At 66.9% G+C, this 26,170-nt stretch carries 20 protein-coding genes; 9 read left to right on the top strand and 11 right to left on the bottom strand.

The window, feature by feature from the left end; translation table 11 throughout:
* Nucleotides 1–12: 12 nt before the first annotated feature.
* Entirely contained in the window at nucleotides 13–2,928 is a 2,916-nt protein-coding gene (locus tag G578_RS0110455) for a beta strand repeat-containing protein (RefSeq protein WP_028794187.1), read from the bottom strand.
* A gap of 258 nt (nucleotides 2,929–3,186) precedes the next feature.
* Entirely contained in the window at nucleotides 3,187–4,185 is a 999-nt protein-coding gene (locus G578_RS0110450; protein WP_169400849.1) for a helix-turn-helix domain-containing protein, read from the bottom strand.
* A 703-nt stretch (nucleotides 4,186–4,888) separates the two neighbouring features.
* Between G578_RS0110450 and G578_RS0110445 the strand changes: the two genes are divergently transcribed.
* The 3 genes from G578_RS0110445 to G578_RS0110435 all read left to right on the top strand — a co-directional run bounded on the left by G578_RS0110445 (nucleotide 4,889) and on the right by G578_RS0110435 (nucleotide 8,085).
* Complete coding sequence (locus tag G578_RS0110445; protein ID WP_028794185.1) at nucleotides 4,889–5,860, top strand: ABC transporter substrate-binding protein; 972 nt, start codon at nucleotides 4,889–4,891, stop codon at nucleotides 5,858–5,860.
* 99 nt (nucleotides 5,861–5,959) lie between these two features.
* Nucleotides 5,960–7,000: an ABC transporter permease gene (locus G578_RS0110440; RefSeq protein WP_028794184.1), complete on the top strand. Its 1,041-nt coding sequence runs from the start codon at nucleotides 5,960–5,962 to the stop codon at nucleotides 6,998–7,000.
* An 11-nt stretch (nucleotides 7,001–7,011) separates the two neighbouring features.
* Nucleotides 7,012–8,085 carry an ATP-binding cassette domain-containing protein gene (locus tag G578_RS0110435; protein ID WP_028794183.1) on the top strand — a complete coding sequence of 358 codons (1,074 nt, stop codon included), beginning with the start codon at nucleotides 7,012–7,014 and terminating at the stop codon, nucleotides 8,083–8,085.
* A gap of 115 nt (nucleotides 8,086–8,200) precedes the next feature.
* Here G578_RS0110435 and G578_RS0110430 read toward each other — a convergent pair whose 3' ends face one another.
* Nucleotides 8,201–9,958, bottom strand: coding sequence for a hypothetical protein (locus G578_RS0110430; RefSeq protein ID WP_156907264.1), 1,758 nt, complete (start codon nucleotides 9,956–9,958; stop codon nucleotides 8,201–8,203).
* 660 nt (nucleotides 9,959–10,618) lie between these two features.
* Between G578_RS0110430 and G578_RS0110425 the strand changes: the two genes are divergently transcribed.
* Nucleotides 10,619–12,238: a dihydroxyacetone kinase subunit DhaK gene (locus G578_RS0110425; protein WP_028794181.1), complete on the top strand. Its 1,620-nt coding sequence runs from the start codon at nucleotides 10,619–10,621 to the stop codon at nucleotides 12,236–12,238.
* A gap of 45 nt (nucleotides 12,239–12,283) precedes the next feature.
* Here G578_RS0110425 and G578_RS29480 read toward each other — a convergent pair whose 3' ends face one another.
* The gene (locus tag G578_RS29480) at nucleotides 12,284–12,439 is read right to left on the bottom strand and encodes a hypothetical protein (protein WP_156907262.1); all 156 of its coding nucleotides are present in this window, start codon (nucleotides 12,437–12,439) and stop codon (nucleotides 12,284–12,286) included.
* Between the two features lie 48 nt (nucleotides 12,440–12,487).
* On the opposite strand from G578_RS29480, the gene G578_RS29475 reads away from it, so the two are divergent.
* Both G578_RS29475 and G578_RS25770 read left to right on the top strand, forming a co-directional pair.
* Entirely contained in the window at nucleotides 12,488–12,658 is a 171-nt protein-coding gene (locus G578_RS29475; protein ID WP_156907260.1) for a hypothetical protein, read from the top strand.
* A 458-nt stretch (nucleotides 12,659–13,116) separates the two neighbouring features.
* Entirely contained in the window at nucleotides 13,117–15,081 is a 1,965-nt protein-coding gene (locus G578_RS25770) for a cache domain-containing protein (RefSeq protein WP_051244542.1), read from the top strand.
* A 48-nt stretch (nucleotides 15,082–15,129) separates the two neighbouring features.
* Here G578_RS25770 and G578_RS0110405 read toward each other — a convergent pair whose 3' ends face one another.
* The 7 genes from G578_RS0110405 to G578_RS0110375 all read right to left on the bottom strand — a co-directional run bounded on the left by G578_RS0110405 (nucleotide 15,130) and on the right by G578_RS0110375 (nucleotide 23,490).
* Nucleotides 15,130–15,666 (bottom strand): superoxide dismutase family protein, encoded by a 537-nt coding sequence (locus tag G578_RS0110405; protein ID WP_028794180.1) that lies wholly within the window; start codon nucleotides 15,664–15,666, stop codon nucleotides 15,130–15,132.
* A 165-nt stretch (nucleotides 15,667–15,831) separates the two neighbouring features.
* The gene (locus tag G578_RS25765; protein ID WP_211228885.1) at nucleotides 15,832–17,724 is read right to left on the bottom strand and encodes a hydantoinase B/oxoprolinase family protein; all 1,893 of its coding nucleotides are present in this window, start codon (nucleotides 17,722–17,724) and stop codon (nucleotides 15,832–15,834) included.
* On the bottom strand, nucleotides 17,724–19,799 hold the full coding sequence (locus G578_RS0110395) for a hydantoinase/oxoprolinase family protein (RefSeq protein WP_028794179.1): 2,076 nt from the start codon (nucleotides 19,797–19,799) through the stop codon (nucleotides 17,724–17,726). The genes G578_RS25765 and G578_RS0110395 overlap by 1 nt, the downstream gene beginning before the upstream one ends.
* Before the next feature lie 73 nt (nucleotides 19,800–19,872).
* Entirely contained in the window at nucleotides 19,873–21,180 is a 1,308-nt protein-coding gene (locus G578_RS0110390; RefSeq protein ID WP_028794178.1) for a TRAP transporter large permease, read from the bottom strand.
* Between the two features lie 68 nt (nucleotides 21,181–21,248).
* Entirely contained in the window at nucleotides 21,249–21,764 is a 516-nt protein-coding gene (locus G578_RS0110385; RefSeq protein ID WP_245565591.1) for a TRAP transporter small permease, read from the bottom strand.
* A gap of 180 nt (nucleotides 21,765–21,944) precedes the next feature.
* Nucleotides 21,945–22,916 carry a TRAP transporter substrate-binding protein gene (locus tag G578_RS0110380; protein ID WP_028794176.1) on the bottom strand — a complete coding sequence of 324 codons (972 nt, stop codon included), beginning with the start codon at nucleotides 22,914–22,916 and terminating at the stop codon, nucleotides 21,945–21,947.
* Nucleotides 22,917–23,127: 211 nt separating this feature from the next.
* Nucleotides 23,128–23,490: a hypothetical protein gene (locus tag G578_RS0110375; RefSeq protein WP_028794175.1), complete on the bottom strand. Its 363-nt coding sequence runs from the start codon at nucleotides 23,488–23,490 to the stop codon at nucleotides 23,128–23,130.
* Between the two features lie 112 nt (nucleotides 23,491–23,602).
* Here G578_RS0110375 and G578_RS0110370 point away from each other — a divergent pair, with 112 nt between their 5' ends.
* The 3 genes from G578_RS0110370 (at nucleotide 23,603) to G578_RS0110360 (ending at nucleotide 26,137) form a co-directional block, all read left to right on the top strand.
* On the top strand, nucleotides 23,603–23,890 hold the full coding sequence (locus G578_RS0110370) for an amidohydrolase family protein (RefSeq protein ID WP_028794174.1): 288 nt from the start codon (nucleotides 23,603–23,605) through the stop codon (nucleotides 23,888–23,890).
* A gap of 454 nt (nucleotides 23,891–24,344) precedes the next feature.
* Nucleotides 24,345–25,550: an MFS transporter gene (locus tag G578_RS0110365; protein WP_028794173.1), complete on the top strand. Its 1,206-nt coding sequence runs from the start codon at nucleotides 24,345–24,347 to the stop codon at nucleotides 25,548–25,550.
* 65 nt (nucleotides 25,551–25,615) lie between these two features.
* Nucleotides 25,616–26,137 (top strand): putative pterin-binding protein, encoded by a 522-nt coding sequence (locus tag G578_RS0110360; protein ID WP_051244538.1) that lies wholly within the window; start codon nucleotides 25,616–25,618, stop codon nucleotides 26,135–26,137.
* Nucleotides 26,138–26,170: the final 33 nt, after the last annotated feature.

Here is a 26,170-nt window from a genome sequence, read left to right as displayed (position 1 = left end):
GGGGCCGCTGCGTCAGATCACGTCGAACATGGAGAGGTTCAGGTCGTCGGGGGCGATGCCGACGAACCTCACAATGGCGCCTTGGCCGAAATCCACCTCGCTCTCGCCGGCCTCGTTGACCGTCGCCCCGGCAAGCAGGGTCGCCAGCCTGTCCAGCGTCACCGGCACGGCCACCACGTCGCCCTCGGCGGCCGAGAAATCGGCGATGATGTCGATGCCGTCCTCGCCGACCTGGAACCGGTCCGCCCCGGCGCCGCCGGACAGGACGGCATTGCCCGTGCCGGCGACAAGCGTGTCGTTCCCCAGGTTGCCGAACAGGACGTCGGCGCCGGCGTCCGGCGCGCTCGAACCGGCATACAGAACGTCGTCATCCTGGCCGCCGTAGAGCGTGTCCGCCCCGAGATTGCCGTAGAGCGTGTCTGCGCCGAGATTGCCGTAGACGATGTCGGGATGCTGGCCGCCGAACGCGACATCCGCCTCCTGCCCGCCATAGAGCGAGTCCAGCCCCTGGTTGCCGTAGAGGACATCGCGTCCCTGGTTGCCATAGACCACGTCCTCGTTGACGCCGCCCAGCACCGTGTCGGCCTCGGCGCCGCCGAAGACGATGTCGTTACCGCCGTCCCCCTGCAGGAAATCCGTCCCGGCGCCGGAGCCGACGATGTCGTTCCCGCCGCCACCGGCCAGGGTGTCGTCGCCGATCCCCAGCGAGATGTACTGGGCCGCGTCGTCGCCCACCACGTAGTTGTCTCCGTCCCCGCCGACGATCGAGGCGCTGCCGATCACCGAGACGAACTCGATATTGTCGAGCTGCACGACGCTGCCGCTCGGCAGCGACGAGACGTCGAGCACGAAGGCTTCCGCCTGGGAGCCCGCGCCGGATGGGGTGGTGCCCGAAATGACGAAGGGATCCGGCGGCGCCGTGCCTCCGGCCGACGGCACGATGGTGCGGATGTCGAGCTTGGTGCTGCCGGACAGCATGTCGAGATAGCCTCGCGCGCTGTCCAGCACCGGGTCCGGGCCCAGCGGCCCGCGGGCCTCGATCGCCGTCAGCAGGGTGGAGAGCGCCGAACTGCCGCTCACGGCGGCGGCCGGGCCGGACGCGGTCAGGGAGGTGCCGCCCGGCAGGCTCGCCGTCACGGTGTTGCCGTTGTTGCCGGTGTTCTCGACGATGGCGGCCGAGCCCGTCGTCTGGCCGTTATTGGTCAGCACGCGGCTCGGGTCGCCCGTTCCCGCCTGGGCCGGATTGTCGTCGACCGACAGGCCCGAGCCCCCGCCGCCGCCGGACGATCCGCCCGAGGGAGCCGGGGCGGTGTAGGTGACGCTCCGGTATCCGGTCTCGGGCGTGACCGTGAAGCTTGCGCCCGACGCCAGGCCGGTCGCGGTGATCGTCACATCGGCACTGCCGTTGCCGTCGGTATCGAAGGATAGGGTATCGCCGTTCCGCGAGATCCCCGCGGCGGTCAGACCGGACGCGCCGATCAGGGCCAGACTATCGCCTGTCCCCCAGTCCGCCACCGTGTCGCCGTCGCCGATCACGAACCAGTCCGCGCCGGCCCCGCCCGACAGGGTGTCGGAGCCGGCGCCACCGGTCAGGGTGTCGTTCCCCGCGCCGCCGGAGAGCAGGTCCGCGCCGCCGCCGCCGCCGATATCGTCGGCTCCCGAGCCGCCCGCCACGGTATCGCTGCCGCTGCCGCCGCACAGCTCGTCGCCACCGGCGCCCCCGACGACCCGGTCGTCGCCGGCCTCGCCGCAGAGCACGTCGGAGGCGGCCCCGCCGCTCAGCACGTCGTTGCCGTCACCGCCCGAGAGCGAGTCCTCCCCCGCCTCGCCCAGCAGGGTATCCGCACCGTCGCCCCCCGTCAGGAAGTCCGTGCCGGTGCCGCCCATGAGCCGGTCGTCGCCGGCCTGGCCCGAGAGATCGTCGTCGCCGCTGCCGCCGCTCAGCACGTCGTTGTCGGCGCCGCCGCTCAACACGTCGTTGCCGGCGCCGCCATAGACCAGGTCCGCGCCGGCACCGGCGGTCAGCCAATCTTCGCCGCCGGCCCCGCTGATCGTGTCGCCGCCGGCGCCGCCGGTGACGGTGTCGCCCTTGGAGCCGCCGCGCAGCAGATCCGCGCCGGACTTCCCGCCGATGGTCACGGCGAACCCGGTCGGCGCGATCAGCGTCGCGGCATCGGCGTCGAAGGCGGCCAGAGTGACGCTGGCGGTGCCGGCCGTCAGGCCGCTGACGTCGAGGTTGCTGAGGTCCAGGCTCGTGCCGCTTCGGACATAGAAGCCGAAGCTTCCGCCGCCGACCAGGGCGGTGGTGGTGCCGCCGAAGGTATCGGCGAAGACCGCCGTGGCGCCGTTGGAGACCGAGATCACCTCGAACCCGGTGATGGCGCCCGCATCGCTGAAGTCACCGTAGTTCGTGACCCGGATCATGTCGGTCCCGGCGCCGCCGTCCAGGGTGTCGTCGTCCGCCGCCTCGTTGCCGTAGGTCACCGTGTCGTTGCCGGCGCCGCCGCTCAGCCTGTCGCCGCCGACATTGCCGGACAGCAGATCGTTGCCGGCACCGCCGATCAGGGTGTCGGTCTGATCGGAGCCGATCAGGGTGAAACTGCCGTCGCTCTCCGCCGAGCCGTCCCAGGAGAGGGTCGCCGCACTGGCGGAGGCATCGACGGCCAGGCTCTGGCCGGCGGCCACCGTCCCGTCATGGGTGGTGATGCTCTGCGCGCCGGCGGTGACGGTCACCGTCTCGACATTGGTCAGCGTCGAGGCCCCGAAGGTAACTGTCTGCGCCGCCGACAGGGTCAGCGTGTCGGATCCGGCCAGGCCGTTGATCGTGTCCGTGGCGTTGAGGCTGCCGGCCTGCGACCCGGTGACCGTATCGTTCCCGGTGGACAGGGTCGGCGCGTCGGCGCCCGTGGTCAGCGTGAAGGCTACCATCGAGCCGCCGCCCGACGGATATCAGGATGGTGGCCCTTCTTGCGGCCGACGACCGCGCCAGGCCATGGCCCGGCGCCGCGGAGCGGCCAATTCTCCCAGGTCTGTTCCGACATTGTCCGGTCTGATCGTTATCGGGTCTCCGGACAAAATTGCCCGCATCCGGAGCCCGGCGCCGTACCGGGCGTTTCGGATTTGCGACCGTGCGTCTGTTTTTTGCAGAAGGACGGGCAAGAGCGGGGCTCTCGGCGGGCGGTTCGCTCAGACCGACAGATGATGCAGCCAGCGCTCGTAGCGGCGATCGACATTGTCGAAGTCGCCGATGGCGTCGCCGTAGACATACGGCGTGCGGCGAATGTCCCGGGGCGCCACGCCGTAGCGCGAGCGGAACGCCCGACTGAAGGCTGCATCGCTCGAATAGCCGGCGTCCAACGCGATGTCGTAGATCGGTCGATGGCGTTCCCGGCTGTCGCTCAGGGCGAGCAGCGCACGGCGCAGGCGGCGGTCGCGGATATAGGCGACGACCCCGCCGAAAGGATCGAAGAGCCGGTAGAGTTTCGATCGCGACACCCCGACACGGCCGGCGATCCAATCGGCGGAGAGCGCCGGTTCCGCCAGGTGCGTCTCGATGAAACGCCGGATCACGGTAAGTTGCGCCATGGCCACCCCGGCGGCCTGGGACGGGGCCTCCTCGTCCACGACCGTGTTGAGACACGCCGCCGCCAGTCCGACGGTCGCAGGGGCGATCTCCACCGCCTGCTGAAGGCTCATCTGATCGGCCAGGTTCTTGAGCGAGACCATGTGGTCGCGCAACAGGGTGACGATCGGCTCCTCGCCGCTCAGCACGCGCATATGCTGGTCGTTGGGCGATTGAAGCGCCCCATCGAGCATCTCGCGCGGGATGATGAGGGAGAGGTTCCGAAACTCCGACGATCTGGATTCGAGCGGTTGCGCGAGGTCGACGATGAGCAGGCCGCGCTCCGGCAGAGTCTGGTCGCCGAGCCCCCCACCCCACTGCAGCTGGCCGCGCTCGTAGGCCTGGATCATGTAATGGTCCATGCCGTCGCGCGCCATGATGCCCGAGGTGCGTCGCCAGACGTGCTCGTGGCTTTCGGTCCGCGCGAGCATGAGGGGCCCGAACATGTTGGCGTCGACAAGGGCGTGGAAATCCTGCCCCCTCGCCTCCTTGTCCGCATCCGCTTGAAAAATGCACGAGATGCTGTCGCGCCAGACGTCATACCGCTCCGGGCGGGCCACCATGTCCACGTCGAATACGGTGTTGGGGACCCGCTGAACGCCTGTTCCGCCGTCGGTGACTGGATGCCTCTGCAACTGATGCTCCTGCGTCGTTCCCCGCCCCGAGGAATACGCAGACGCTGGTCCGGGACTTCGTGGTTGGGACCGGCGCCCCATTCTTGTTTTTTTCTAGATAAGAACGTCGTCGGACGGTAGTCCGCCGCCCACCGTGAATACAACCCTATGAGCGCCGTCCGCGATCAAACTGCACGGAACGGCACAGAATCGGGGACGTCCGGCAAAGCCCTGCGCACGTGCGCCGGCCATCGCCCCGATCAGGCTTTTTGATCGTGCGGTCTTGAGCGCTCCGACACCGGGCGTTTCGCGCGGGTAGAGGCGCCGGACCGGGGGAGCCGGTGCCGCGCGAATGGCAAAAATGTGGCAGCGCCGGTTGACACCCGACGGATCAGACTAAAGTGTTAGCCATTGGCGGCGGTCGGGCGCTGTCATGTCTTCCGGGGGCCATCCGTGGCCTCGGAGGCTGCTCAGGCCCCTCGCACGTAATTGCGGCGGCCGCCATGCGCCATCGGTCCAACAGCGGCCGTATCCGGCGCCCCGACGATTCCAACGGTCTCTGCTTGGATGCTTGAGATGTCGGCGCGAGTCAGCGCCCCGGACTCCATCGGGCTTTCAGGCATCGGCCGGAACTGAGTGCAGGAGAATTTACATGAGGAAGTTGGCAATCGGTCTCGCGGCTGGTGCATTCATGGTGCCCGCCGCGGCGAACGCCGACTGCGGCGAGGTCTCGATAACCGAGATGAACTGGGCTTCGGCCTCGGTTGTGACCAGCGTCTCGAAGTTCATCATGGAGCAGGGCTATGGCTGTGAGGTCACGGTCGTGCCGTCCGACACCGTGCCCGCGGTGACCTCGGTCGCCGAGAACGGCGAGCCGGACATCGTCACCGAGCTCTGGCTGAACTCCACCGGCGATGCCTATGCGCGCCTGGAGGACCAGGGCAAGATCGAGCGGGTCGCCAAGGTCCTGTCGCCGGGTGGCGTCGAGGGCTGGTGGATCCCGACCTACCTCGCCGAGGAATATCCCGAGCTGAAGACCATCGAGGGGATCATGGAGAATCCCGAGCTGGTCGGCGGACGCTTCAACAACTGCCCGAGCGGCTGGGGCTGCCGGGTGGTGAGCGATAATCTGGTCCGCGCCCTCGACCTGGAATCCTCCGGTATCGAGGTGTTCAACCACGGCTCCGGCGAGACGCTGGCCACCTCCATGGCCGCGGCCTATGAGAACGAGGAGCCCTGGTTCGGCTACTACTGGGGCCCGACGGTTCCGCTCGGCAAGTACGAGATGACCCGCGTCGACCTCGGCGAGTACAAGAAGGACGTCCACGCGGCGAACCAGAATCAGGATACCGCCGATCCGGGCGTCTCGGATTTCCCGGCGGCTCCGGTCCTGACCTCGGTGACGTCCAGCTTCAAGGAGCGTGAGCCCGAGATCGCCGAGCTGATGAGCAACATCAGCTTCAAGACCGCCACCATGAGCGCGCTTCTGGCGTGGATGGACGAGAACAACGCCTCCGCCGAAGAGGCCGCCGTCCACTACCTGACGACCAACAAGGACACCTGGTCGTCCTGGCTCAATGACGACGCCCGCGAGAAGCTTGCCTCGGTTCTGAGCGCTAGCTGATACGCCGATCCTACGAGCGGGGTCGCGCATGGCGCGGCCCCGCTTTTCTTTTTGTTATCAAGGTCCGACGCCGCGTGAGTGGCGGGAAAGGCATTTTTCGTGGCCACCTATGACGGCATATTCGAAGCCCTGGGGCTTGAGGACTGGTGCGGTTCCTCGGCCAGCTCCGCCCCGATGTCCATGTCCGATCTGGTCGCGCAGAGTTCCGGCGACGGCGGGGGCGAACAGCAGGTCTCGCTATGGGATACGCCGTTCCCCTCCCTCGACGCCCTGAACGACGCCTGCGCGGCCATGCCCCAGTCGCGCGACGTGACCAAGGGTCTGGAACAGGGGTTTCTCAGCATCAAGGACAGCCTGAAGGTCGTCCTCGACCCGGTGACCCAGCCGCTGAGCTGGATGCTCGACGGCGCGCTCTACGGCATGCTGGCCACGCCATGGTGGATCGTCATTCCGGCCCTTCTGCTTGTCGTCTGGCTGGTCTCGCGGTCGGCCGCCCTGGTCACCTTCGTCGGCGTCAGCCTCGCCGGCCTCGCCTTCATCGACCAGTACGACTACGCCATGCAGACGCTGTCGATCATCTTCGTCTGCGCCTTCCTGTGCGTCCTGATCGGAGTGCCGATCGGCATCCTGATGTCGCGCAGCGATTCCATGCGGCGGATGACCACGCCGGTGCTGGACATGCTCCAGACCCTGCCGCCCTTCGTCTATCTGATCCCGCTGATCTTCCTGTTCAGCGTCACCGAATCCAAGCTGTTCGGCATCGCCATCATCCTCTACGCGATCGTACCGGTGATCCGGCTGACCGATCTCGGCATCCGTCTGGTCGACAAGGACGTGATCGAGGCGGCCGACGCCTTCGGCATGTCCCAGCGCCAGAAACTCTTCGGAGTCCAGATCCCCCTCGCCCTGCCGACCATCATGGCCGGCGTGAACCAGACCATCATGATGTCGCTGGCGATGGTGGTGATCGCGTCGCTGGTCTCCGCCCCCGGCCTCGGCGTTCTTGTGCTGCGCGGAATCCGCAACCTCGAGCTCGGTGTCGGCCTCGTCGCCGGCCTCGGGATCGTGCTGCTGGCGGTGATCCTCGACCGGGTCACCAAGTCGGCGCTCCAGCGCATCAACTCCGTCCAGCAGCATTGAGGGGACCCGTCATGACCGAGCAAAAATCTCCCGAAACCCGGGTCGCGCTGAAACACCTCTACAAGATCTTCGGAGACGATCCGGAGAGCGCGATGGAGCACGTCACCCAGGGACTTTCCAAGCCGGAGCTGTTGGACCAGCACAATCACGTCCTGGGCCTGAGCGATATCAACATCGATATCCCCGACGGCAAGATCACGGTCATCATGGGCCTGTCCGGCTCGGGCAAGTCGACGCTGATTCGCCACCTCAACCTGCTGATCCGGCCGACCGCCGGGACGGTCGAGGTCGACGGCGAGAACATCCTCGACTTCGGCGAGAGCAGGCTGCGGACCCTGCGCCAGGAAACCATGTCGATGGTGTTCCAGAAATTCGCCCTGCTGCCGCACCGCACGGTGCTGGAAAACGCCGCCATGCCGCTGGCGGTGCGCGGGTTCGCCAAGGACGACCGGCAGGCCGAAGCGAACAAATGGCTCGACCGAGTCGGCCTCCAGGGTCAGGCCAACCAGCACCCGAACCAGCTCTCCGGCGGCATGCAGCAGCGTGTCGGCCTGGCCCGGGCGCTGACGTCGAATGCGCCGATCATGCTCATGGACGAGGCGTTCTCCGCGCTCGACCCGCTGATCCGCACCGACATGCAGAACCTGCTCCTGGAACTCCAGGAGGAACTGCACAAGACCGTGGTGTTCATCACCCATGACCTGGACGAAGCGCTGAAGCTCGCCGACAAGCTGGTGATCCTCAAGGACGGCTTCATCGTCCAGCAGGGCGAGCCGCAGAAGATCCTGATGAAACCGGCCGATGCCTATGTCGAGGAGTTCATCACCGACATCAACCGGGCGCGGGTGCTGCGCGTCCGCTCGGTGATGCGCCGCGATGCCGACCTGGAGGGCGTGGACGACGCGGTCGACGCCGAGGCGACGCTGGAGGACGTGATCGCGCAGTCGCGGGGCGACAGCTCGGCCTGCTTCAAGGTCGTGCAGGACGACCGGGTCGTCGGTCGCCTCGACATGACCGACCTGGTCCGGGCCCTGGTGCCGGCGATCCCGACCGCCGAAGAGGACGCCCCCCGGCCGGCGGCCTGACCGGCGATCCCGCCAACGAAAGCCGCCAGGTCGACGTTCCGATTGACACGGATACGAACGGCCCTGCGCCGGCAACCGGCGCGGGGCCGGTCCCGACGCCCGAATTCAAATCCCCTCAGGTTGCGGCATGGGCGTGCTCGGCGCCGTCCCGCTGGCCTTGCCGCGGAGCCGCCCGGGACGGATCCTCGAGGTACGCATAGAAGATGCCTTGCGGCTGCCGGTGCGCGTGCGGCGCCCGCATGGCCACCATCCGGCACACTTTTTCGTCGCCATCCCGGGTGACTGCCTTCAGGCAGACATTGGCTTCACCGGACGTCCGGAGGCGGTCCAGGAATTCGGTGGCGGCAACCTTGTCGGTCTCGCCGGCATAAAGCGCATGCATCGGCTTGCCCGCCAGCTCGTCCGGCGCATAGCCGAGCAGGTCGTCGATGCCTTCCGAAAGGAGCTCGAAGCGCGGAACACCACCGTCGTCAGCGCTGATCGTGGCGAAAGCGACATCGAACTTGGCCGCAATCCGTTGCCAGGTCTCGACATCATGGCCGTTGAACTTGGCGTATACCAAAGCGGTGCTGGTCGGCAGGCTCATTTCCGAGACCGGATACTGATAGGCCGACGGCAGTTGATCGAACGGACCGCCGAACAGCGCGCCGACGAAGAAATTCGCGCCTTCCCGCTTCCACATCCGCTGGGTTTTCAGCAGGGCGACATTGCTCACGCCGAAACGAATCCCACTACGCCGCAGCGCCGCGATCATGTTGCGCATTGCGGCCGCGGAGACCGGCGACGTGCAGTCCGGCAGGCGGATGACCACACAACGGAGGCCGGCCGCCCTGAGACGGGCCAACTGGCCGGCCGAGGGTGACTGCGCGCCGGTCAGGTCGATCAGGGCGACCACGTCACGGGCATAGCCCTGAAGCGGCCGGATAATCTCCGCGAGCCGACCCTCCGTCACGCCCTCGGGAATGCCGACGATCTGGAAAAGCAGCGTCTCGCAGAGCTCCCGTGGCGCCTTGTCGAGCAGCGCGATCGCTTCGTTGCGCCGCCGGGTCGTGCTGAGGGTCTCGAAGTGCAGGTTGAAGGACACCATCTGCCGACCGCCCTGCGCCAGACGCCGGCTTTGCGCCAGCAGCGCGACTTCCATGGCCCCGAAATCGAGTTCGGCGATCTCGTCCCGGCCCGGATCCGCGCCCAGTACCCGGTAGTCCTCGTAGGGCTCGCCCTCGATCAGACTGTCCTTGAGCGGAACGCAGTGGAAGACCGCGTTGCGCTCCATCTTCGGCTGCCAGACCGGGCGGAAAGCGAACCGGACCGTACCGGCCGAGAGCGAGGTGAATTCCTGCAGCAGGGCCTCGCGCACGTCATTCGGCCGGGCGAATCTGTGGCCGCCGCCATGCAAGGCGTCGCCGCCATCGGCCGGCGCGCCGCGCGCCTCGTTCCCCTTGTCCGCCCGGACCCCATCGCCCCTGGCGCAGGCCGGCTGTCGATGATCGTCCGACATCGACATATGCTGGGCCTTGGTCAACAGCGCTTCGATGATGGATGCCGGGTTGCGACTCTCGCCCCCCTCCAGGCCTTCCGAGGTGGCGACGACGTTCTGGACCATGAGTCCATCGGCATCGTCCTCGCCGAACAGCCTCCGGTTCACCAAGGTGGCGATCCGTGCCGCTCTGGCTTCCGCAATGTCCGGATTGCCGGAGCCGAAGACGATGAGGTAGGAGCCGTCCCGCGATCGCATGAAGGAATCCTCGGGGCCGAGGATCTCCTCGACCGCCGTTTCGATCAGATGGACGACCAGTTCCTCGGTTCGGCGCCACCGCTGATGGCCGACCCGCGCCTTGAGATCCTCGAGGCCGAGACAGACCACCTGGCCCAAGGTCAGGCTGTCCTTCGCCGGATGGCGCGCGACCCGTGCCTGGACATCCTCGATCGATTTTAGCCTGGCACCCATTGGGCAACCTTCATGTTTTCTTACGGAACGTCACCCTATGAGCCCCGCAATTAACAACCACTTAAAGATAACATTCAGAATAAATTCACCGCTAATGGAGCAATTAACCAATAAAACCCACGTCATTATATGAGATCGATCACAAGAGAGCGCGTCCTGCAGCCCGCTTCACGTCGATCCCCGTCACCGGTTCGGATACCGGATTCCTTGCGGGTGATCTTTCAGGTCCATCTGATCAGCCGCGCGGCCGCGACACCCCGTCGAGCGGGCTCCTCCCGATGACGGACGACACGGATGTCGATGCCGTGACGGTGCCGGAATACGGAAAGCTGTTAGGAAGTGTCGTCCGAATCGATTTGGTCGCGGCCATGGCACACAGCCTCGCGGGAGCACCACCTGGCCGACCAAGATCTCCCCTCGGCACCGGTCGAGATCGATCTGCGACGCGGCGCACGGAACCGCCTGGACACCCCTGTGGGGTCCGCCATAGTGCAACGGATCCCCCGAGTCGCGTCTACCGACTGGGCTTGGCGGCGCTCTGTTTCAACGATCAGGGCGAACGTATCCCATCATGAGGAGGTCCCCGTGAGCCAGTTCATCAACGCCAAGGACGCCATCGTCACCGAGGCCATCGACGGCCTGCTCCGCACCTCCGGCGGCGCCTTGTCCAGGCTCGACGGTTACCCGCACATCAAGGTGGTGATGCGCTCGGACTGGGACCGTTCCAAGGTGGCGCTGATCTCCGGTGGCGGGTCGGGTCACGAGCCGTCGCACGCCGGCCTGGTGGGCCAGGGAATGCTGACCGCGGCGGTCTGCGGGGAGATCTTCGCCTCGCCCTCGGTCGACGCGGTGTTGGCGGCGATCCTGGCGGTGACGGGCACGGCGGGGTGCCTCCTGATCGTCAAGAACTACACCGGCGACCGTTTGAACTTCGGTCTGGCGGCCGAGCGGGCGCGCGCCTTCGGGCTCAAGGTCTCGATGGTGGTGGTGGATGACGACATCGCCCTGCCGGAGCTGCCGCAACCCAGGGGGGTCGCGGGCACCCTGTTCGTGCATAAGATCGCGGGCGCCCTGGCCGAGCGGGGGCGCGATCTGGAGGCGATCACGGAGGCGGCGAACCGGGTGATCGCCGGAGTGGCCTCGATCGGAATGTCTCTCGATACCTGCACGGTTCCGGGCTCTCCCAAGGAGGAGCGGATCGCCCACGGCAAGGCGGAACTGGGCCTCGGCATTCACGGCGAGGCGGGCGTCAGCCAGGTCGATTTCGACGGCGCCCGGCACGCGATGCAAGTGGTGGCCGACAGGCTCGCCCCCTATCTCGGCAAAGGGCCGCACGCGGTCCTCTTGAACAACCTGGGTGGGACCACACCGCTCGAGATGTCGATCCTGGCGGAAGAGCTGATGCGCTCGCCGCTCGGTCGCCACATCAAGCTGGTGATCGGTCCGGCGCCCTTGATGACGTCGCTCGACATGCGCGGGTTCTCGGTCTCGATCCTGCCTCTGACCAGCGACGACGAAGCCGCGCTCTTGGCCCCGGTGGCCCCCGTGGCCTGGCCGGGTGCGGTCGCGCCGGCGGCGGTCGAGGCGATCCCGCTGCCCGACGGGCTGACGCCGATCAAGCCGACGCCGTCGGCCCATGGAGAGCGGCGGGCCTTCATCGAACGCTGCTGCCAGGTGATGATCGCCGCCGAGGCGGAGCTCAACCAGCTCGACGCCAAATCCGGCGACGGCGATACCGGATCGACCCTGGCGACCGCCGCGCGGGCGCTGATCGGCGCGCTCGACCGGATGCCGCTGGCGGACATGGCCCAGCTCTACCGGGCGATCGGCCTGGAGCTGAGCCAGACCATGGGCGGGTCCTCCGGGGTACTCCTGGCGATCTTCTTCTCCGCCGCCGGCGACGCGGCGGCCGACGGCGCGGACTCCGCCGGCGCGCTCATCCGCGGGTTGGAGCGGATTCAGGAGGTCGGCGGCGCCGTGCCCGGCGACCGCACCATGATCGATGCGCTGGCCCCCGCGCTTGCGGCCTTGCCCAACGGCCTGCCCGCCGCCGCGGCGGCGGCGCGCGACGGGGCCGACCGCACCGCCTCGATGACCAAAGCCAAGGCCGGCCGCGCGGCCTATGTGCCGGAGCACAGCCTGCGGGGCGTCCGGGACCCGGGGGCCGAAGCGGTCGCGCGCCTGTTCGAGCATCTGGCGTCTTGAGGGAGGACCGCTGCCCCGTCCCCACTCGGCCCCGTGCAGCTGCGGTCAGCCGATAAGCCGACCTGTCAGGGCGCCGATCGTTGCCTTGTCGAGGCCGAGGATGCCGCCCTGGCAGCCCGCCAGCAGATAGGTGCATACGCCGCCGGCGATATCGGTGGCCAGCGCGGGCTCGGCTCCGGCCTTTTCCAGCTGCGCACGCACCGCCTCGGGTTCCGATCGGCAATAGGGATCGGCACGGACCGGATCGCCGTGGCCGCCGACGTCAACGGCACCGTCGTGTCGAGCGCGAGCGATCTGCTCTCCCGGCTCGGCTCCGACGCCGCGGGCGATACCGTTCTGGAGCTCGGATCGGGCAACACCGTCACCCTGATCGGTGTCTCTCACACCGACGTGACCGTGGATAGCTTCGTACTGACCTGACAGCCTGGTTCGCCGAGCCGCCCCTGACGCCGCCAGATGCCTCGGCGCCCCCCGCCATGTCCTCGTTCCGACCTCGGTTCTGAGCAAATTGGGCATGCTCCCGACCGTAGCCGTCGTCATCGTCTCGGCGTTCTTTACGATCTTTTAATCGCACTCATGCTATTTCAACGTCCGTCAATCGCGTAGGTCTCTTTTAAATACACGCGCCCGCACTACCCCTCAGAGACCACGTTGACCAAACACCCCCAATACGAATTCATGACAACGCACTTCCGAAAATTCGAACTCGAATAATCAAATACACTATTACATTAAAATTTTGATTAGATTTCCACCTAAACGGATTTTTAATTGTTTATGCATGAATTTAAATACTCGTGATTAACATGCAAGCACTACCGACCAAGAACTGACAAATAACCTCGGCCTCTTTGCGCACGCACCCCTAGGATCACGCCATGAACTTCAAGAACCTGCCTCTCACTCAAAAGATGGTGGCTTTCGTTGCGGCCGTCACCATTCTGAACCTGATCTGGGGTGCGTGGACTCTGTTCTCCCAGAAAGACATGCTGACCGACGGCAAGCGGCGGCAGATCACGGCCGTTGTCGAGTCGGCCTACACGATCGCCGCCGGATACGAGGCCCGCGCCAAGGCCGGCGAGATGCCGGTGGACGCGGCCAAGTCGGCGGCGCTGGATGCGATACGAGCACTGCGCTACGCCGACGGCGACTATGTCTGGATCAACGACATGAACCACGTTGTCGTGATGCATCCGATCAAGCCGGCGCTCGACGGCCAGGATGTGTCCGACCTGAAGGACCCGGCGGGCACGTATGTCTTCCGCGAGTTCGTCAAGGCGGTCCAGACGGGCGGTTCCGGGTTCGTCAACTACCTGTGGCCGAAGCCGGGTTTCGAGCAGCCGGTCGAGAAGACATCGTTCGTCAAGCTGCTGCCGGGATGGGGCTGGGTCGTCGGCAGCGGCCTGTACCTGGACGACGTCCAGGCCGAGTTCCGCTCGATCGCGCTTCAGGTCGGCCTGTCGGTGCTTGCCGTCACCGCCGCCATGCTGGGCTTCACCTGGCTGTTCGCGCGAAACGTCGCCCGCCCGCTGACAGCCTCGGTGGCCGCGGTCCAGCGCCTCGCCGAGGAGGATCTGAGCGTGGAGGACGGCGACGGCCAGCGCAAAGACGAGATCGGCGACCTGTCGCGCGCCATTGCCAGTTTCAAGGCCAAGCTGCGCGAGCGTCAGGAACTCGCCCGCCAGCAGGCCGCCGAACAGTTGGAGAAGGAACGGCGCCGCGAGGCCAGCGAGCGGCTGGTGCAGGACTTCTCCGCCACCATGGCCGGCGTCCTCGAGAGTCTCACCGAAGCCTCGAATGAAATGTCCACCACCGCCGAAACGGTGAACCACAGCGCCTCGACCACCACCGACCAGGCCGTCACCGTCAGTGCCGCCGCCGAGCAGGCCAGCGTCAACGTGCAGACCGTCTCTTCGGCCGCCCAGGAAATGGCGGCGTCCATCGCCGAGGTCACCCGCCAGGTCGGCGCCGCCAATTCGGTCGCCGGCGAGGCCCAGGTCCAGGCCAAGGACATCGTCGATACGGTCAGCCGACTGCAGACCGCGACCAGTCAGATCACCGAGGTGGTCGAACTGATCAGTTCGATCGCCGCCCAGACCAATCTGCTGGCCCTGAACGCGACCATCGAGGCAGCCCGGGCCGGCGACGCCGGCAAGGGTTTCGCCGTGGTCGCCGGCGAAGTGAAGGGGCTCGCCACCCAGACCGCCACAGCCACCTCGGACATCACGCGGCAGATCCAGGAGATGCAGGAGGTGTCCGGCGAAGCGACCTCGGCGATCGCCGAGATCGCGGAGGTTATCGAGCGGATCGGGTCGATCAGCACGTCCGTCGCCGCCGCGATGGATCAGCAGAACGCCGCTACCCAGGAGATCGTGCGGTCGGTGGAGGAAGTCGCGGGCGGCACCACCATGGTCGCTGAGAGCATCGCCTCGGTGCGCACGGCGGCTGCCGACTCCCGCGGTGCCTCTGAAAGCGTCGCGAACACAGCCTCCCGCCTAGCCGACCAGACCGCCACCCTACGCTCGGAGATCAAGAGCTTCCTGGCCGAGATCACCCGGGCCGGAGAACGACGGAACTTCGACCGCAAGAAATGCGATCTCGCAGCCACCGTCGAAACCGCCGCCGGTCCGACGACGGGTCGGCTGGTCGATATCGGCCTTGGTGGTGCGCTGTTCGCCGGCCGCGTCACCGGTCGCGTCGGTGACAGCGTCACGCTCGTCGTCGAGGGCCAGCGCCTCGCGGCGCAAATCGTGGAAACCGGGGACTCGACCCGCCTGAGATTCTCCCTCGACGCCGCCAATCAACGTGCCGTCGAGACCGCGGCGGCCCGGATTGCCCTCTGACCCCAGGGGGTGAGCCGGAGATGCTGAACCCGAGAGCCAGGCGGGAACCTATCTCTCGATCACGCCACAGAGGATCCGGTTCCCGGCATCGCCGGAAGGCTGCGACGTGTAGTCATCCGCTCCCGAGTGGACGACTACCGCAGAGCCATCCTCGTCGAACAGGCCCGCCTCCTCGAACCATCCGCCTTCGACCGACAGCCGACTGACAAAGAACTCGGCGTTCAGCGACCCGTTTTCTGCGACGGTGACGTTGGGCAGGTCGCCCGGATGGGGGCCTCCCTCGTTCAGCACGCCGTGCTCGGCGTCGCCGGCCAAATGGCCGCCGGCCGATTTGAACCCGTCCGCTGCATCGCATTTTCCAGTTTCATGGATGTGGAAGCCGTGCTTGCCCTCCGGCAGTCCCTCCGCACTGGCCGCAATCCACATCATGCCGGACGGCGTTGCCTGGAATTCGACGGTGCCGGCCTGTTTGCCGTCGGCGTCCATGAGCGCCGCCGTGGCCGTCGGCCGTTCCGCCGCCAGGGGGGAGGCGACCGTGGCCGCGATGGCCGCGGTACATAGCAGGGTGGAGAAGGTTCTGATCATCGTACTCACCTTTCGTCGGACCGCCCCCCGGGTGCCGTCGCCGACGCTGTCCTGAAGCGGGTGAGGCGTGGTCACCACACCTCCTCCTCTCAAGCCCGCTCCTATCAAGCCCGGCGGCCGGCCGCTCTGTAACGACGTAACAGACTGGACGCCGCACGGTTCCGGCTAGAATGGCCCGACGTCACCTTGAGCCGACGGACTGGTCTGGCGCCGCTTATCGCGCAGAGCCCGTGTCGCTTCGGCATCGACGGTGTCGAGGCTGGAACTGGGATCGTCCGGGTCGCCGGAGAACACCACCGCGTATGCGTCCCGCGCCGCCTCGGTCGAGATCAGCCCGTCACGCCAGTCGCGCCAGACCTCCGCCACCGGCCTGTCCTCCGGCCGCCCCCATCCGCCGCCGCCGGGCGAACTGGCGCTCAGGCGGCCGGCGTCCAGGCGCCTCAGGCCGAATTTCGGCGCCAGCTCCGGCGCGCTCCCGGTCTCCTGCACATGCATCTCGCCCGCGGCCCCCCAGTCGCCGCCGGCGACCCCGAAGCCGGTCTGATAGCGCAGCCCCTCGCCACGGAACGAGTACAGGGCCGGGGTCATCACCTCGACCTCGTAGTCGGCACCGGTGCCGCCCCGCCAGCGCCCGGCGCCGCCGCCGTCGCAGCGAAGATCCTGGCGCACGAACCGCACGGGGTAGAGCCGCTCGTAGGTTTCCACGTTGGAGATCGTGAGTCCCCCGAGCGTGCACAGATGGCCGATCTGGTTGAAGCCGTCGCGCCCCTCGACCGCACCGGCCCCGGCGGCGGCAAGGCCGTGATAGAACACATAGGGCTTGCCCGTGGATCCGTCGGCGCCGATCTCGCGGCCCGACGTCACGCCGAAGACGTTCTTGGCCCAGCCGGCACAGGCCCGGTCGGGTGCGGCCTGATTCAGCGCCCGCCAGACCGCGTGGATGATCTCGTGGGCCACGAAGACCGTGTTCATCGTCGTCGCAGCCCCCTCGGTCGCGTTCACGATGGTGCCCTCGGGGGCGACGATCTCGAGGCTGGAGAACGTGCCTTCGTTGCGCGGGATCGCCGGATCGAAGAACGAGGCGAAGGCGGTGAAGACGGCCGAATGGGTGTTCGCCAGCGTCGAGTTCTTGAAGCCGCGGATCTGCGGATCGGTGCCGGTGAAATCGACCTTCGCCCGCCCGCCGCCGATCGTGAGAGACACGCGCACCCAGACGTCGCGCAGCTCGAAACAGTCGTTGTCGGACCGGTCCTCGCCCCGGTAGATGCCGTCCGGAAGCTCGGCGATCGCCGCGCTCATCCGGCTGGCCGCATGGGCCAGGATCCCGTCGAAATAGTCCATGGCCGTGTCGACGCCGATCTCCTCGACCAGGGCCGCCACCTGCTCGGCGCCGATCCGGGTCGAGCCGAGCATCGCGCCGAGATCGCCCTCCAGCAGGTCGGGCGTCCGGGTGTTCAGCATCAGGAGCTTCCAGAGATCCTGCCGGACCGTGCCGGCCTCGACCAGCTTCAGCACCGGCAGCCGCACCCCCTCCTGCCAGACCTCGGTCGCCTCCGGATTGTAGGTCCCCGCCGCGCCGCCGCCGATATCCGACTGGTGCGCCCGGTTGCAGACGAAGGAGACGAGCCGGCCGCCGACGAAGACCGGGCGGGCGATCACCCAGTCGGGCAGATGGTTGCCGCCGGCCTGCCAGGGATCGTTCAGCAGGAAGACATCGCCGTCGGCGATCGATCCGCCGTGATCGCGCAGCACGGCGCGCACGGCGAACCCGCCGCCGCCGGTGTGAATCGGGATGCCGTCGGCCTGGGCGGTCACCCGTCCGTCGGGCCCGGCGATGAAGCAGGAGAAATCGTGCGCCTGGCTGAAGATCGGGCTGCGGGCCGTCCGCACCATCACATGCCCCATCTGCTGGGAGATGTGGTCCAGCCGGTTCTGGGTCAGAGCGAGCAGGACCGGGTCGTTCGCCTTCGCCGCCTTGGTCGGGCCGTCCTGTCCCTGCGCCATGTTCTGTCCCTGCGCTTGGTGCTGTTCCGGCGTCTTATCTTGTCCCTGCGCCATCACGCGTCTCCCTCCCGGTCCAGGTGGATCAGATAGTTGCCCGCCGGATCGACCTCGACCCGGTCGCGCGGGCCGGCGAAGATCGTCGTCGTCGCCTCCTCGATCAGCAGCGGCCCCTGCAGCGTATGGCCCGGCCGCAGATCGGCGCCGTGATAGACCGCGCAGCGCATCGCCCCGTGCCTGTCGTCGACATAGGCCTCGCGATGATCGATCGCCCGGACATCGTCCGTCGCCGCCGGCATGGCGGCCTCGTCGAGCGGCGGCATCAGCCCTTTGCCCACCACCCGCAGGGCGGTGATCAGAATCCGCCCGCCCGGCACCGTGTGACCGAATCGGCGGTCGTATTCGCGCTCGAAGGCGCCCCGGATGTCGCCGGCCCCCGCCCCCGCCGCGATCGGTATCCGCAGATCCCATTGCTGACCATCGTAGCGCAGGTCGACCTCGCGCTCGGTCGCGGTGTCGGCCGGGTCGAACCCTTCCCGGGTCAGCATCTCCGAGGCGTCCCGTTCCAGGGCGGCGAACCGGTCCTCCACCGGCGCGTCGGCGAGCGTGTCCAGATCCTGGAAATGCACGTCCATGAAATCCTGGCGCACATCGGAATGCAGCATGCCGAGGGCGCAGAACGCGCCCGCCTGACGGGGAACATACACCGCCCGGCACCCCAGACGCCGCGCCACGGCCGCGCCATGCATCGGCCCGGCACCGCCACAGGCGACCAGCATGAAGCGGGCGGGATTCTGGCCGCGCTGGATCGAGATCCGCTCCACCGCCTGGAGCAGATTCTGCTCGACCAGTCGCAGAATACCGGCGGCGGCCTCGGTCTCGCTCAGGCCCAGAGGGTCCGCGACCCGACTGCGCACCGCCTCGGCGGCCAGCTCACGGTCGAGGGTGACCGAGCCGCCGGCATAGGCGCCCGGTTTCAGGCGGCCGAGCACCAGATTGGCATCGGTCACCGTCGGCTCCGTCCCACCGAAGCCGTAACAGGCCGGGCCCGGACGCGCACCGGCGCCGCGCGGCCCCGCGAACAGCATCCCGGCGGCGTCCACGCCGGCGATCGTTCCGCCGCCGGCGCCCACCGTGTGGATGTCGACCGACGGGATCATCAGGTCGTAGTCGGCGACCGACAGCTCGTCCGTGATGGCGATGCGTCCCTCCGCCATCAGCATCACGTCGCAGCTCGTCCCGCCGATCTCCATCGAGATCAGGTTGTCGTGGCCGGCGGCCCGGGCGAAATGGCGCATCGAGCCCACGCCCGCGGCCGGCCCGGAGAGGATCAGGTTGACCGGCCGTTCCGCGATCTGCCGGACGGACACAGCACCGCCGTTCGACTGCAGCATGAACAGACGGTGCGGCAGCCCGCCGTCGATCAGCTCCCGCTCCAGCGCCTGGAGATAACCGACGACCCGGGGCGCCACGTAGGCGTTGACCACGGTGGTCGAGGTCCGCTCGTACTCGCCGATGATCGGAACGATGGCGCTCGACAGCGCGATCCAGTCTCCGCCCCAGGACCCGGCCACCGCGTCGGCCACCAGACGCTCGTGCTCCGGATTGGCGAAGGCGTTCAGCAGACAGATCGCGACGGCCTCGACGCCCTCGGCGCGGAACCGCGCGCCGATCTCGCGGGCCTGGTCGAGATCGACCGGCGCCAGTTCCCGCCCGTGGGTGTCCAGCCGGCCCGCCACCGGACGGCGGAGGTAGCGGGGGACCAGAACCTCCGGATACGGCGTGCGGTGGTCCCATGGATTGGCGCGGATGCCGCGCCGGATCTCCAGGCTGTCGCGAAAGCCCTCGGTCGTCACGAGACCGACCTTGGCTCCCTTGCGTTCCAACAGGGTGTTGGTGGCGACGGTCGAGCCGTGGGCGAAGAACGCGCAGTTCTCCAGAAAGATCCGCTGGTCGACGCCCAGATCCTGCGCCGCCTTGCCGACCGCGTTCATCACGCCCCGCGCCGGGTCTTCCGGCACCGACGGGACCTTGAAGACGTGGAGACGGCCGTCGGCATCGGCGATCACCATGTCGGTGAACGTGCCTCCGACGTCAACTCCAACGCGCCACGGCGCCTTGAGCGAGACCATGCGTTCTCTCCCGTTTATCTCAGCATCGGGCCGGCTCGGCGATCGCCGCCGGCCGCCCTCCAGGCGGAAAGGTTCAGTTCCGGGACGTGGCCACTTCAGGCAGCCAGGTCACCACTTCGGGAAACACGATGAGCAGCACCACCGCCGCGCACATCAGAAGGAAGAACGGCAGCGCCGCCTTCGCGACATAGAGGATGTTCCTCCCCGTGAGTCCCTGGATCACGAAGAGGTTGAAACCCACGGGCGGGGTGATCTGGGACATCTCGACCACGAGGACGACGTAGATGCCGAACCACAGCTTGTCGATGCCCGCCGCCTCGATCATCGGCAGGATCACCGCGACGGTCAGGACCACCACGGAGATACCGTCGAGGAAGCAGCCGAGAACGATGAAGAACACCGTCAGCGCGGCGAGCAGCGCATAGGGCGACAGCTGCATGTCGCGGATCCACTCGGCCAGCCCGCGCGGGATGCCGGTGAAGCCCATGGCCGTCGACAGGAAGGCGGCCCCGGCCAGGATGAAGCAGATCATGCAGCTGGTCTTGGTCGCGCCGATCAGGCTGTCGACGAATGTCGACCACGTCAGGGTCCGGGACAGCGCCGAAAGGGCGAGCGCGCCGACGACGCCGAGACACGCCGCCTCGGTCGCGGTCGCCAGTCCGGCGTAGATCGACCCGATCACGAACCCGATCAGCAGGATGACCGGAAGCAGCCGACGCGAGGCGGCGATCCGCTGCCACAGGGTGTACTGCTCGGTCATCACCGGGACCTTCGCCGGGTTCATCAGCGACCAGACGGCGACGTAGCTCATGAACATTCCGGCAAGCAGGATGCCGGGGATGATGCCGGCGATGAACAACCGGATGATCGACTCCTCGGCGGCCACGCCGTAAACGATCAGAATGATGGAGGGCGGGATCAGCAGCCCCAGGGTGGCGGAGCCGGCGAGCGAGCCGATGATCTGCTTCTCGTCATAGCCGCGCTGGCTCAGCTCCGGGACCGACATCTTGCCGATCGTCATCGCGGTGGCGGCGGAGGAGCCGGACACCGCGGCGAACACGGCGCATCCCAGAATGTTCACATGCATCAGTCGGCCGGGCAGCCGGGTCAGCCAGGGCGCCAGTCCGCCGAACATGTCCTCCGACAGCCGCGTTCGAAACAGGATCTCGCCCATCCAGACGAACAGCGGCAGGGCGGTCAGCGTCCAGGTCGAGATCGATCCCCAGACCGTCGTCGCCATGATGGCGCCGGCCGGCGCGCTGGAGAACATGCTCATGGCCGCGAGGCCGACGATCAGCAGGGCGATCGCGACCCAGAGACCGGCCGCCAACAGGACGAGCAGGCCGATTGCGAGAATGATGGAGGCGGTGGCGATGTCCACGACTGGAAGATCCTCGGGGCTTGGCGGTAACCGGAAAGAGTGGCGTCACGTCAGACCGGACGCCGACGTCAATCCAGAACGGATTCGGTGTTTTCCTTGAAACTGGGCTCGCGCCCGCGCAGGACCCGGACCAGCTCGTCGAAACAGGCGATCGTCATCATGACCAGCCCGAACGCCATGCTGCTCTGCGGAATCCACAGCGGGACGCCGACCAGACCGTCCGACAGGTCGCCGTAGCGCCAGCTCTCGGCGGCGAGACCGTAGGCGTAGTATGTGAAGTACCCGCTGAGGATCGTGGCAACCGACAGCGCCAGAACGACCGACGCGTTATGGAGGTGTTTCGGCAGATGCGACACGACCAGCGTGACGCGGATATGGGTCCCGCCCCTGAAGCTGTAGGCCAGCGCCAGAAAGGTCGAGGTCGCGAGGAAGAAGCCTGAAATCTCGTTGGCCGACGGCACGACGATCCCGAAGAACCGACCGACGATCTGCGCCAGGATCAGGACCCCGATTCCCGCCAGCAGCATCGCCGCGAGCGCGGCACTGGCCAGGTAGAGCCCATCGAGCACACGGCGTATCAGCATTGTAGGACTCCTGTCCCGCGGAGGGTTTCCTGAGGTTCCGGGCCGGACCGGCGACCCGCGCCCCGTGCAGGCGCTGCCCCATCGGACCGCGCCTGCAGAGCGCCGCCCCCCGCCGGAACGGGGGACGGCCCGGGCATCGCGGCCCGCAAGGCAACGTGCCTGTTGGACGGCGTTGGGCGATCACATGCCGCGATAGGCGTCGATCAGCGTCTTGCCGCCGTCGCCGGCGCGCTCCAGCCATTCGCCGGTCATGGTATCGCCGACACCCTTGAGACCCTCCACCAGGGCGTCGCTGGCTTCCGGCACCTTCATGCCGTTATCGGCCAGGGTCTTGACCGTATCGGCCGCGACCTTGCGGGACTCGTCCCAGCCGCGCTTCTCGGCCTCCTCGGCGGCCTGCAGCAGCGCCTTCTGCACCTTCTCGTCCAGCGCGTCGAAGGCCCGCTTGTTCACGAACACCATGTTCTTCGGGTGCATCGCCTTGGTGTCGTAGTAGACGTTCAGGAAGTCCCACGCCTTGACGTCGACACCGGTCGCGCCGGAGGTGAGCATCGCCGAGACCAGGCCGGTCGAGAACGCCTGCGGAACCTCGGCATACTGGACGGTGGTCGGGATTGCGCCCATGAGTTCGGCCATCCGCGACGTTGCCGCGTTGTAGGCCCTGAACTTCATGCCCTCCATCGCGCCGAGGTCCGAGAGCTCCTCCTGCACATACAGGCCCTGGCCCGGCCAGGCGACGGTGTAGAGAGGCATCAGCCCCTCTTCGGCCATCAGCTCCGTGATCAGCGGCTTCTGGGCCTGCCACAGATTCCAGGCGTTGTCGTAGCCGGCGGCGAGGAACGGGATGCCGTCGACCTCCCACAGGGCGTTCTCGTTGCCGTGAACGCTCATCAGGACCTCGCCGATCGGCGCCTGCTGGGAGCGGACGGCGCGCTTGATCTCGGGCATCTTGAAGAGCGACGCGGCGCTGTGGACGTTGATCTCCAGCTCGCCGCCGGACAGTTCCTTAACCCTGTCGACGAACCAGTAGACGTTCTTGGTCTGGAAGTTGCCGTCCGGGTAGGGCGTCGGCATGTCCCAGGTCTCCGCGACCGCGGGAGCTGAAATGCCGAGAATGGCGGCGGTCAGCGCAGTGGATAGCAGCTTGCGCATGATAGGCCTCTCCTTTGCGTGTTCTTTTGTTTCACCGGTGATCGGCTAACGCGGCCGTTGGCCGGCCGCGTGTCGTAGCCGTAACAGCCCAAGGATGAACTTGGAACCTGTCGAACGAGGAACACCGGCCTGGGCAGGTTAGAGCGCCAATTTAACGGATATGAGTGCGGGCACAAGGTGGGGACCGCCAGTCGCGGAACCGATCCTCCCTTCACTGACTTGGTCCACCGCCATGTTTGTGGGAACGCAGGACCGCGGTCGGCCGGCGATCGTGGTCGTGTGTTCGGACCGCGCCCGCGAGGGTCATCGACCGGCGGAACAAGGCTTCGGCCTCGGCGGCGCTCCGGTCGTCCCCGTCGGCCAGGATCCGCTCGCCCAAAATCCGCTCACCCTGGGCACGCAACACCTCGGGGGCGCACCAGTTGTCCGCGCCGGCCTCGATCCGGCTCAGCAGATCGTCGTCGAGAAAGCCCGGATGGAAGGTCGCCATCAGTTCGGGAAGCTGCGCGCCGCATATCGGGTTGCGCCATGCGTAGCGGTCCGGATGCAGCGCCGGGTCGCCGCCGTCGAGCATAAGGCGCTGGCCCCGGTCGCCGCCGACTGACGCGCTCCCCCGGCGTCGCGTCGTCCGCTTCGCGGCGCCGGGCCCCCTCGCCCGCTCAATGCTCACCCCCGAGAGGCCCCCGATGACCCCTGATCCGATCCTGACGAACGGTCGGGTGACGACCCTGGATCCTTCCAATCCGGAGGCCGAGGCGGTCGCGATCGTCGGTGGCGTGATCCAGGCGGCCGGGATGGAACGGGACGTGATGCCCCTGGCCGGGCCCGAGACGAAAACTGTCGATCTCGGCAACAGGCGGGTCATTCCCGGACTCAACGACAGCCATACCCACCTGATCCGCGGCGGGCTCTACTACAATATGGAGCTGCGCTGGGAGGGCGTGTCTGACGTCAGCGTTCGTGGGACGGATTGAAGGGTATTCGCAAGGGAGGGTTTCTGGGGACCGGTCTCGCCCTGAATACCTGGAGTGGCAAGACCACGGGCACCGCCCAGGCTGGCGTCAAATGAGCCGCGATCAGGCTCTCCTGTTCTCCCGTGTCGCCCGGAGTGGCGTCCTTTTCTAAAGCGGCATCGACAAGCTTGTCGGCTGGTCGGTTGCTGTGCAGGAAGGGTGGGCGGTTGCGGCGTACCGGCCGGCCGACCCTCAACCCGGATCGGGGCCGCTCCCATTCTCCAACAAGCCGATCAAATTTAACGATAGTTAACTCATTTTTCATACATGCCCTCCACGTTGATGCAATCAGGGGAGAGGGTGCATCAGACAAATGAGTCAGCAGGAAAGCGTCGAACGGACGGTCGGAAGTGTGCTCTCCTGGGCGCGCCACTCCGCGGGGATGTCTGGCCTTCGGGTCAAGCGGGTCACGGTCATGCTCTGGACCATGATCGTTCTCGCCGTTCTAAGTCAGTTCTACAGATCGTCCAACGGAGTGATCGCCCCGCAGATCATGGCGGACATGCATCTGGACGCCGCCGTGATCGGTCTGTCATCCGGTGCGTTCTTCCTGATCTTTGCGGCTCTCCAGATCCCGATCGGCGTGCTGTTCGACAAATACGGCGCGCGACTGGTCGTCTCGAGCATGTTGGTTTTCTCGATCATCGGCTCGGCCCTGTTCGCCATGGCCCATTCGGTCGAGGCACTGGTCGCCGGGCGGTTCCTGATCGGCCTCGGACTAGCCGGCGGCATGGTCGGTTCGCTGGTGATTCTGGCACGCTGGCACAGCCCCAGCGACTTCACCCGCGCCATGACGATCCTGTTCGCCACCGCCAATCTGGGCAGCCTCCTCGCCACGTCGCCGCTGGCCGCGTCGGCCGACTGGATCGGTTGGCGATCGACATTCCTGGTCCTGGCGGCACTCACCGCCGTGATCGGAATCGTGTTCTACGCCGTGGTGCGGGACACGCCCGCGCCGGTGCACGCCGCGGACAGCAACCGGGAATCCCTGGGCGCCAAGTTCCGCGGGGTGGCGCAGGTCTTCCGGGTCCCGGGACTGTTGTACGTGCTGCCGATGGTGGCGCTCGGCTACTCCTCGGTGATCACGATCCTCGGACTCTGGGGCGCGCCCTACCTGCATGAGGTTCACGGCCTGGACAACCTGGACAGCGGCAAGCTGCTGTCGGTGTTGGCCGTGGCCTTCGTCGTCGGGACGCTGGCGTTCGGACCGATCCAGCGCCGGGCCGGAGGGTTCAGGCGTGTCGTCGTCGCCAGCGCGTCGCTGACCGGACTGATCCTGCTCGCGCTGGCCGCCTTCATCGACTCCCCGCTCGTCGTGACGGTGTCGCTGCTGATCCTCGTGTGCCTGGTCGGCGCGTTCAGCGTCGTCCTCATGGGGCATGGCGTCGCCCTCATCCCCAAGGAGCTCGTCGGCCGCGGAACGACGACGCTGAACTGCGTCCTCATGGGTGGAACCGCGATCCTGCAGATCGGCAGCGGTGCCATCGTCGAGGTTGCCCACGCGTGGTTCGGAACGGCGACGGCGGGCTATGCGGCGTTCTTCGGCGTCCTCGGTGCGCTGATGCTGGGCGCAACCTTGCTGTATCTGCGCGCGCCCGAACCGAAACCGAAATCTGACTGACCCTGTCTACCCGTTCGCAAGAACGGACGGACCCTCGTGCAAGAACCTCGACCAGGAGATCCAAAATGACCGGCACTGCTAGATTTCTGAGCTTCCTTTGCTCACTGAGTGTGGCCGTCCTCGTTTTCAGCGGACCGTCGGGCGCCGCCGAGCTCGCCAAGCCGAAAGGAGAGGTCCTGCTGACCCTCAGCGGGAATGTGTCCAACCAAAATGCCGGCGACAAGGCAGAGTTCGATTTCGACATGCTGCACGCGCTGGGCGTCACCAAGATCGAGACGGCGACGGCCTGGACCCAGGGCACCAAGACATTCGAGGGGATCCTGCTGAAGACCCTCGTCGACGCGGTCGGCGCCGAAGGCTCGACTGCCGAAGTGATCGCGCTCAACGATTACAAGGTCGACATCCCGATGAAGGACTTCACCGACTATCCGGTGATCCTTGCCTATCAGATGGATGGAGAGCGTCTGAAGATCCGTGAAAAGGGTCCGCTTTGGGTCGTCTATCCCGAGGATGACAATCCTAAGCTGAAGAACAAGCAGACCCAGGCCAAGTGGGTTTGGCAGGTAAAAGAGATCCACTTCAAGTAAATCCATGATCCGCTCCAGGCTTTCCAGCGATCA

The organism is Thalassobaculum salexigens DSM 19539 (assembly GCF_000423805.1).
In the GTDB taxonomy this organism is placed as follows: Bacteria; Pseudomonadota; Alphaproteobacteria; order Thalassobaculales; family Thalassobaculaceae; genus Thalassobaculum; species Thalassobaculum litoreum.
The sequence above is the reverse complement of the archived record's forward strand: the minus strand, read 5'-3'. Positions and strand labels throughout refer to the sequence as shown.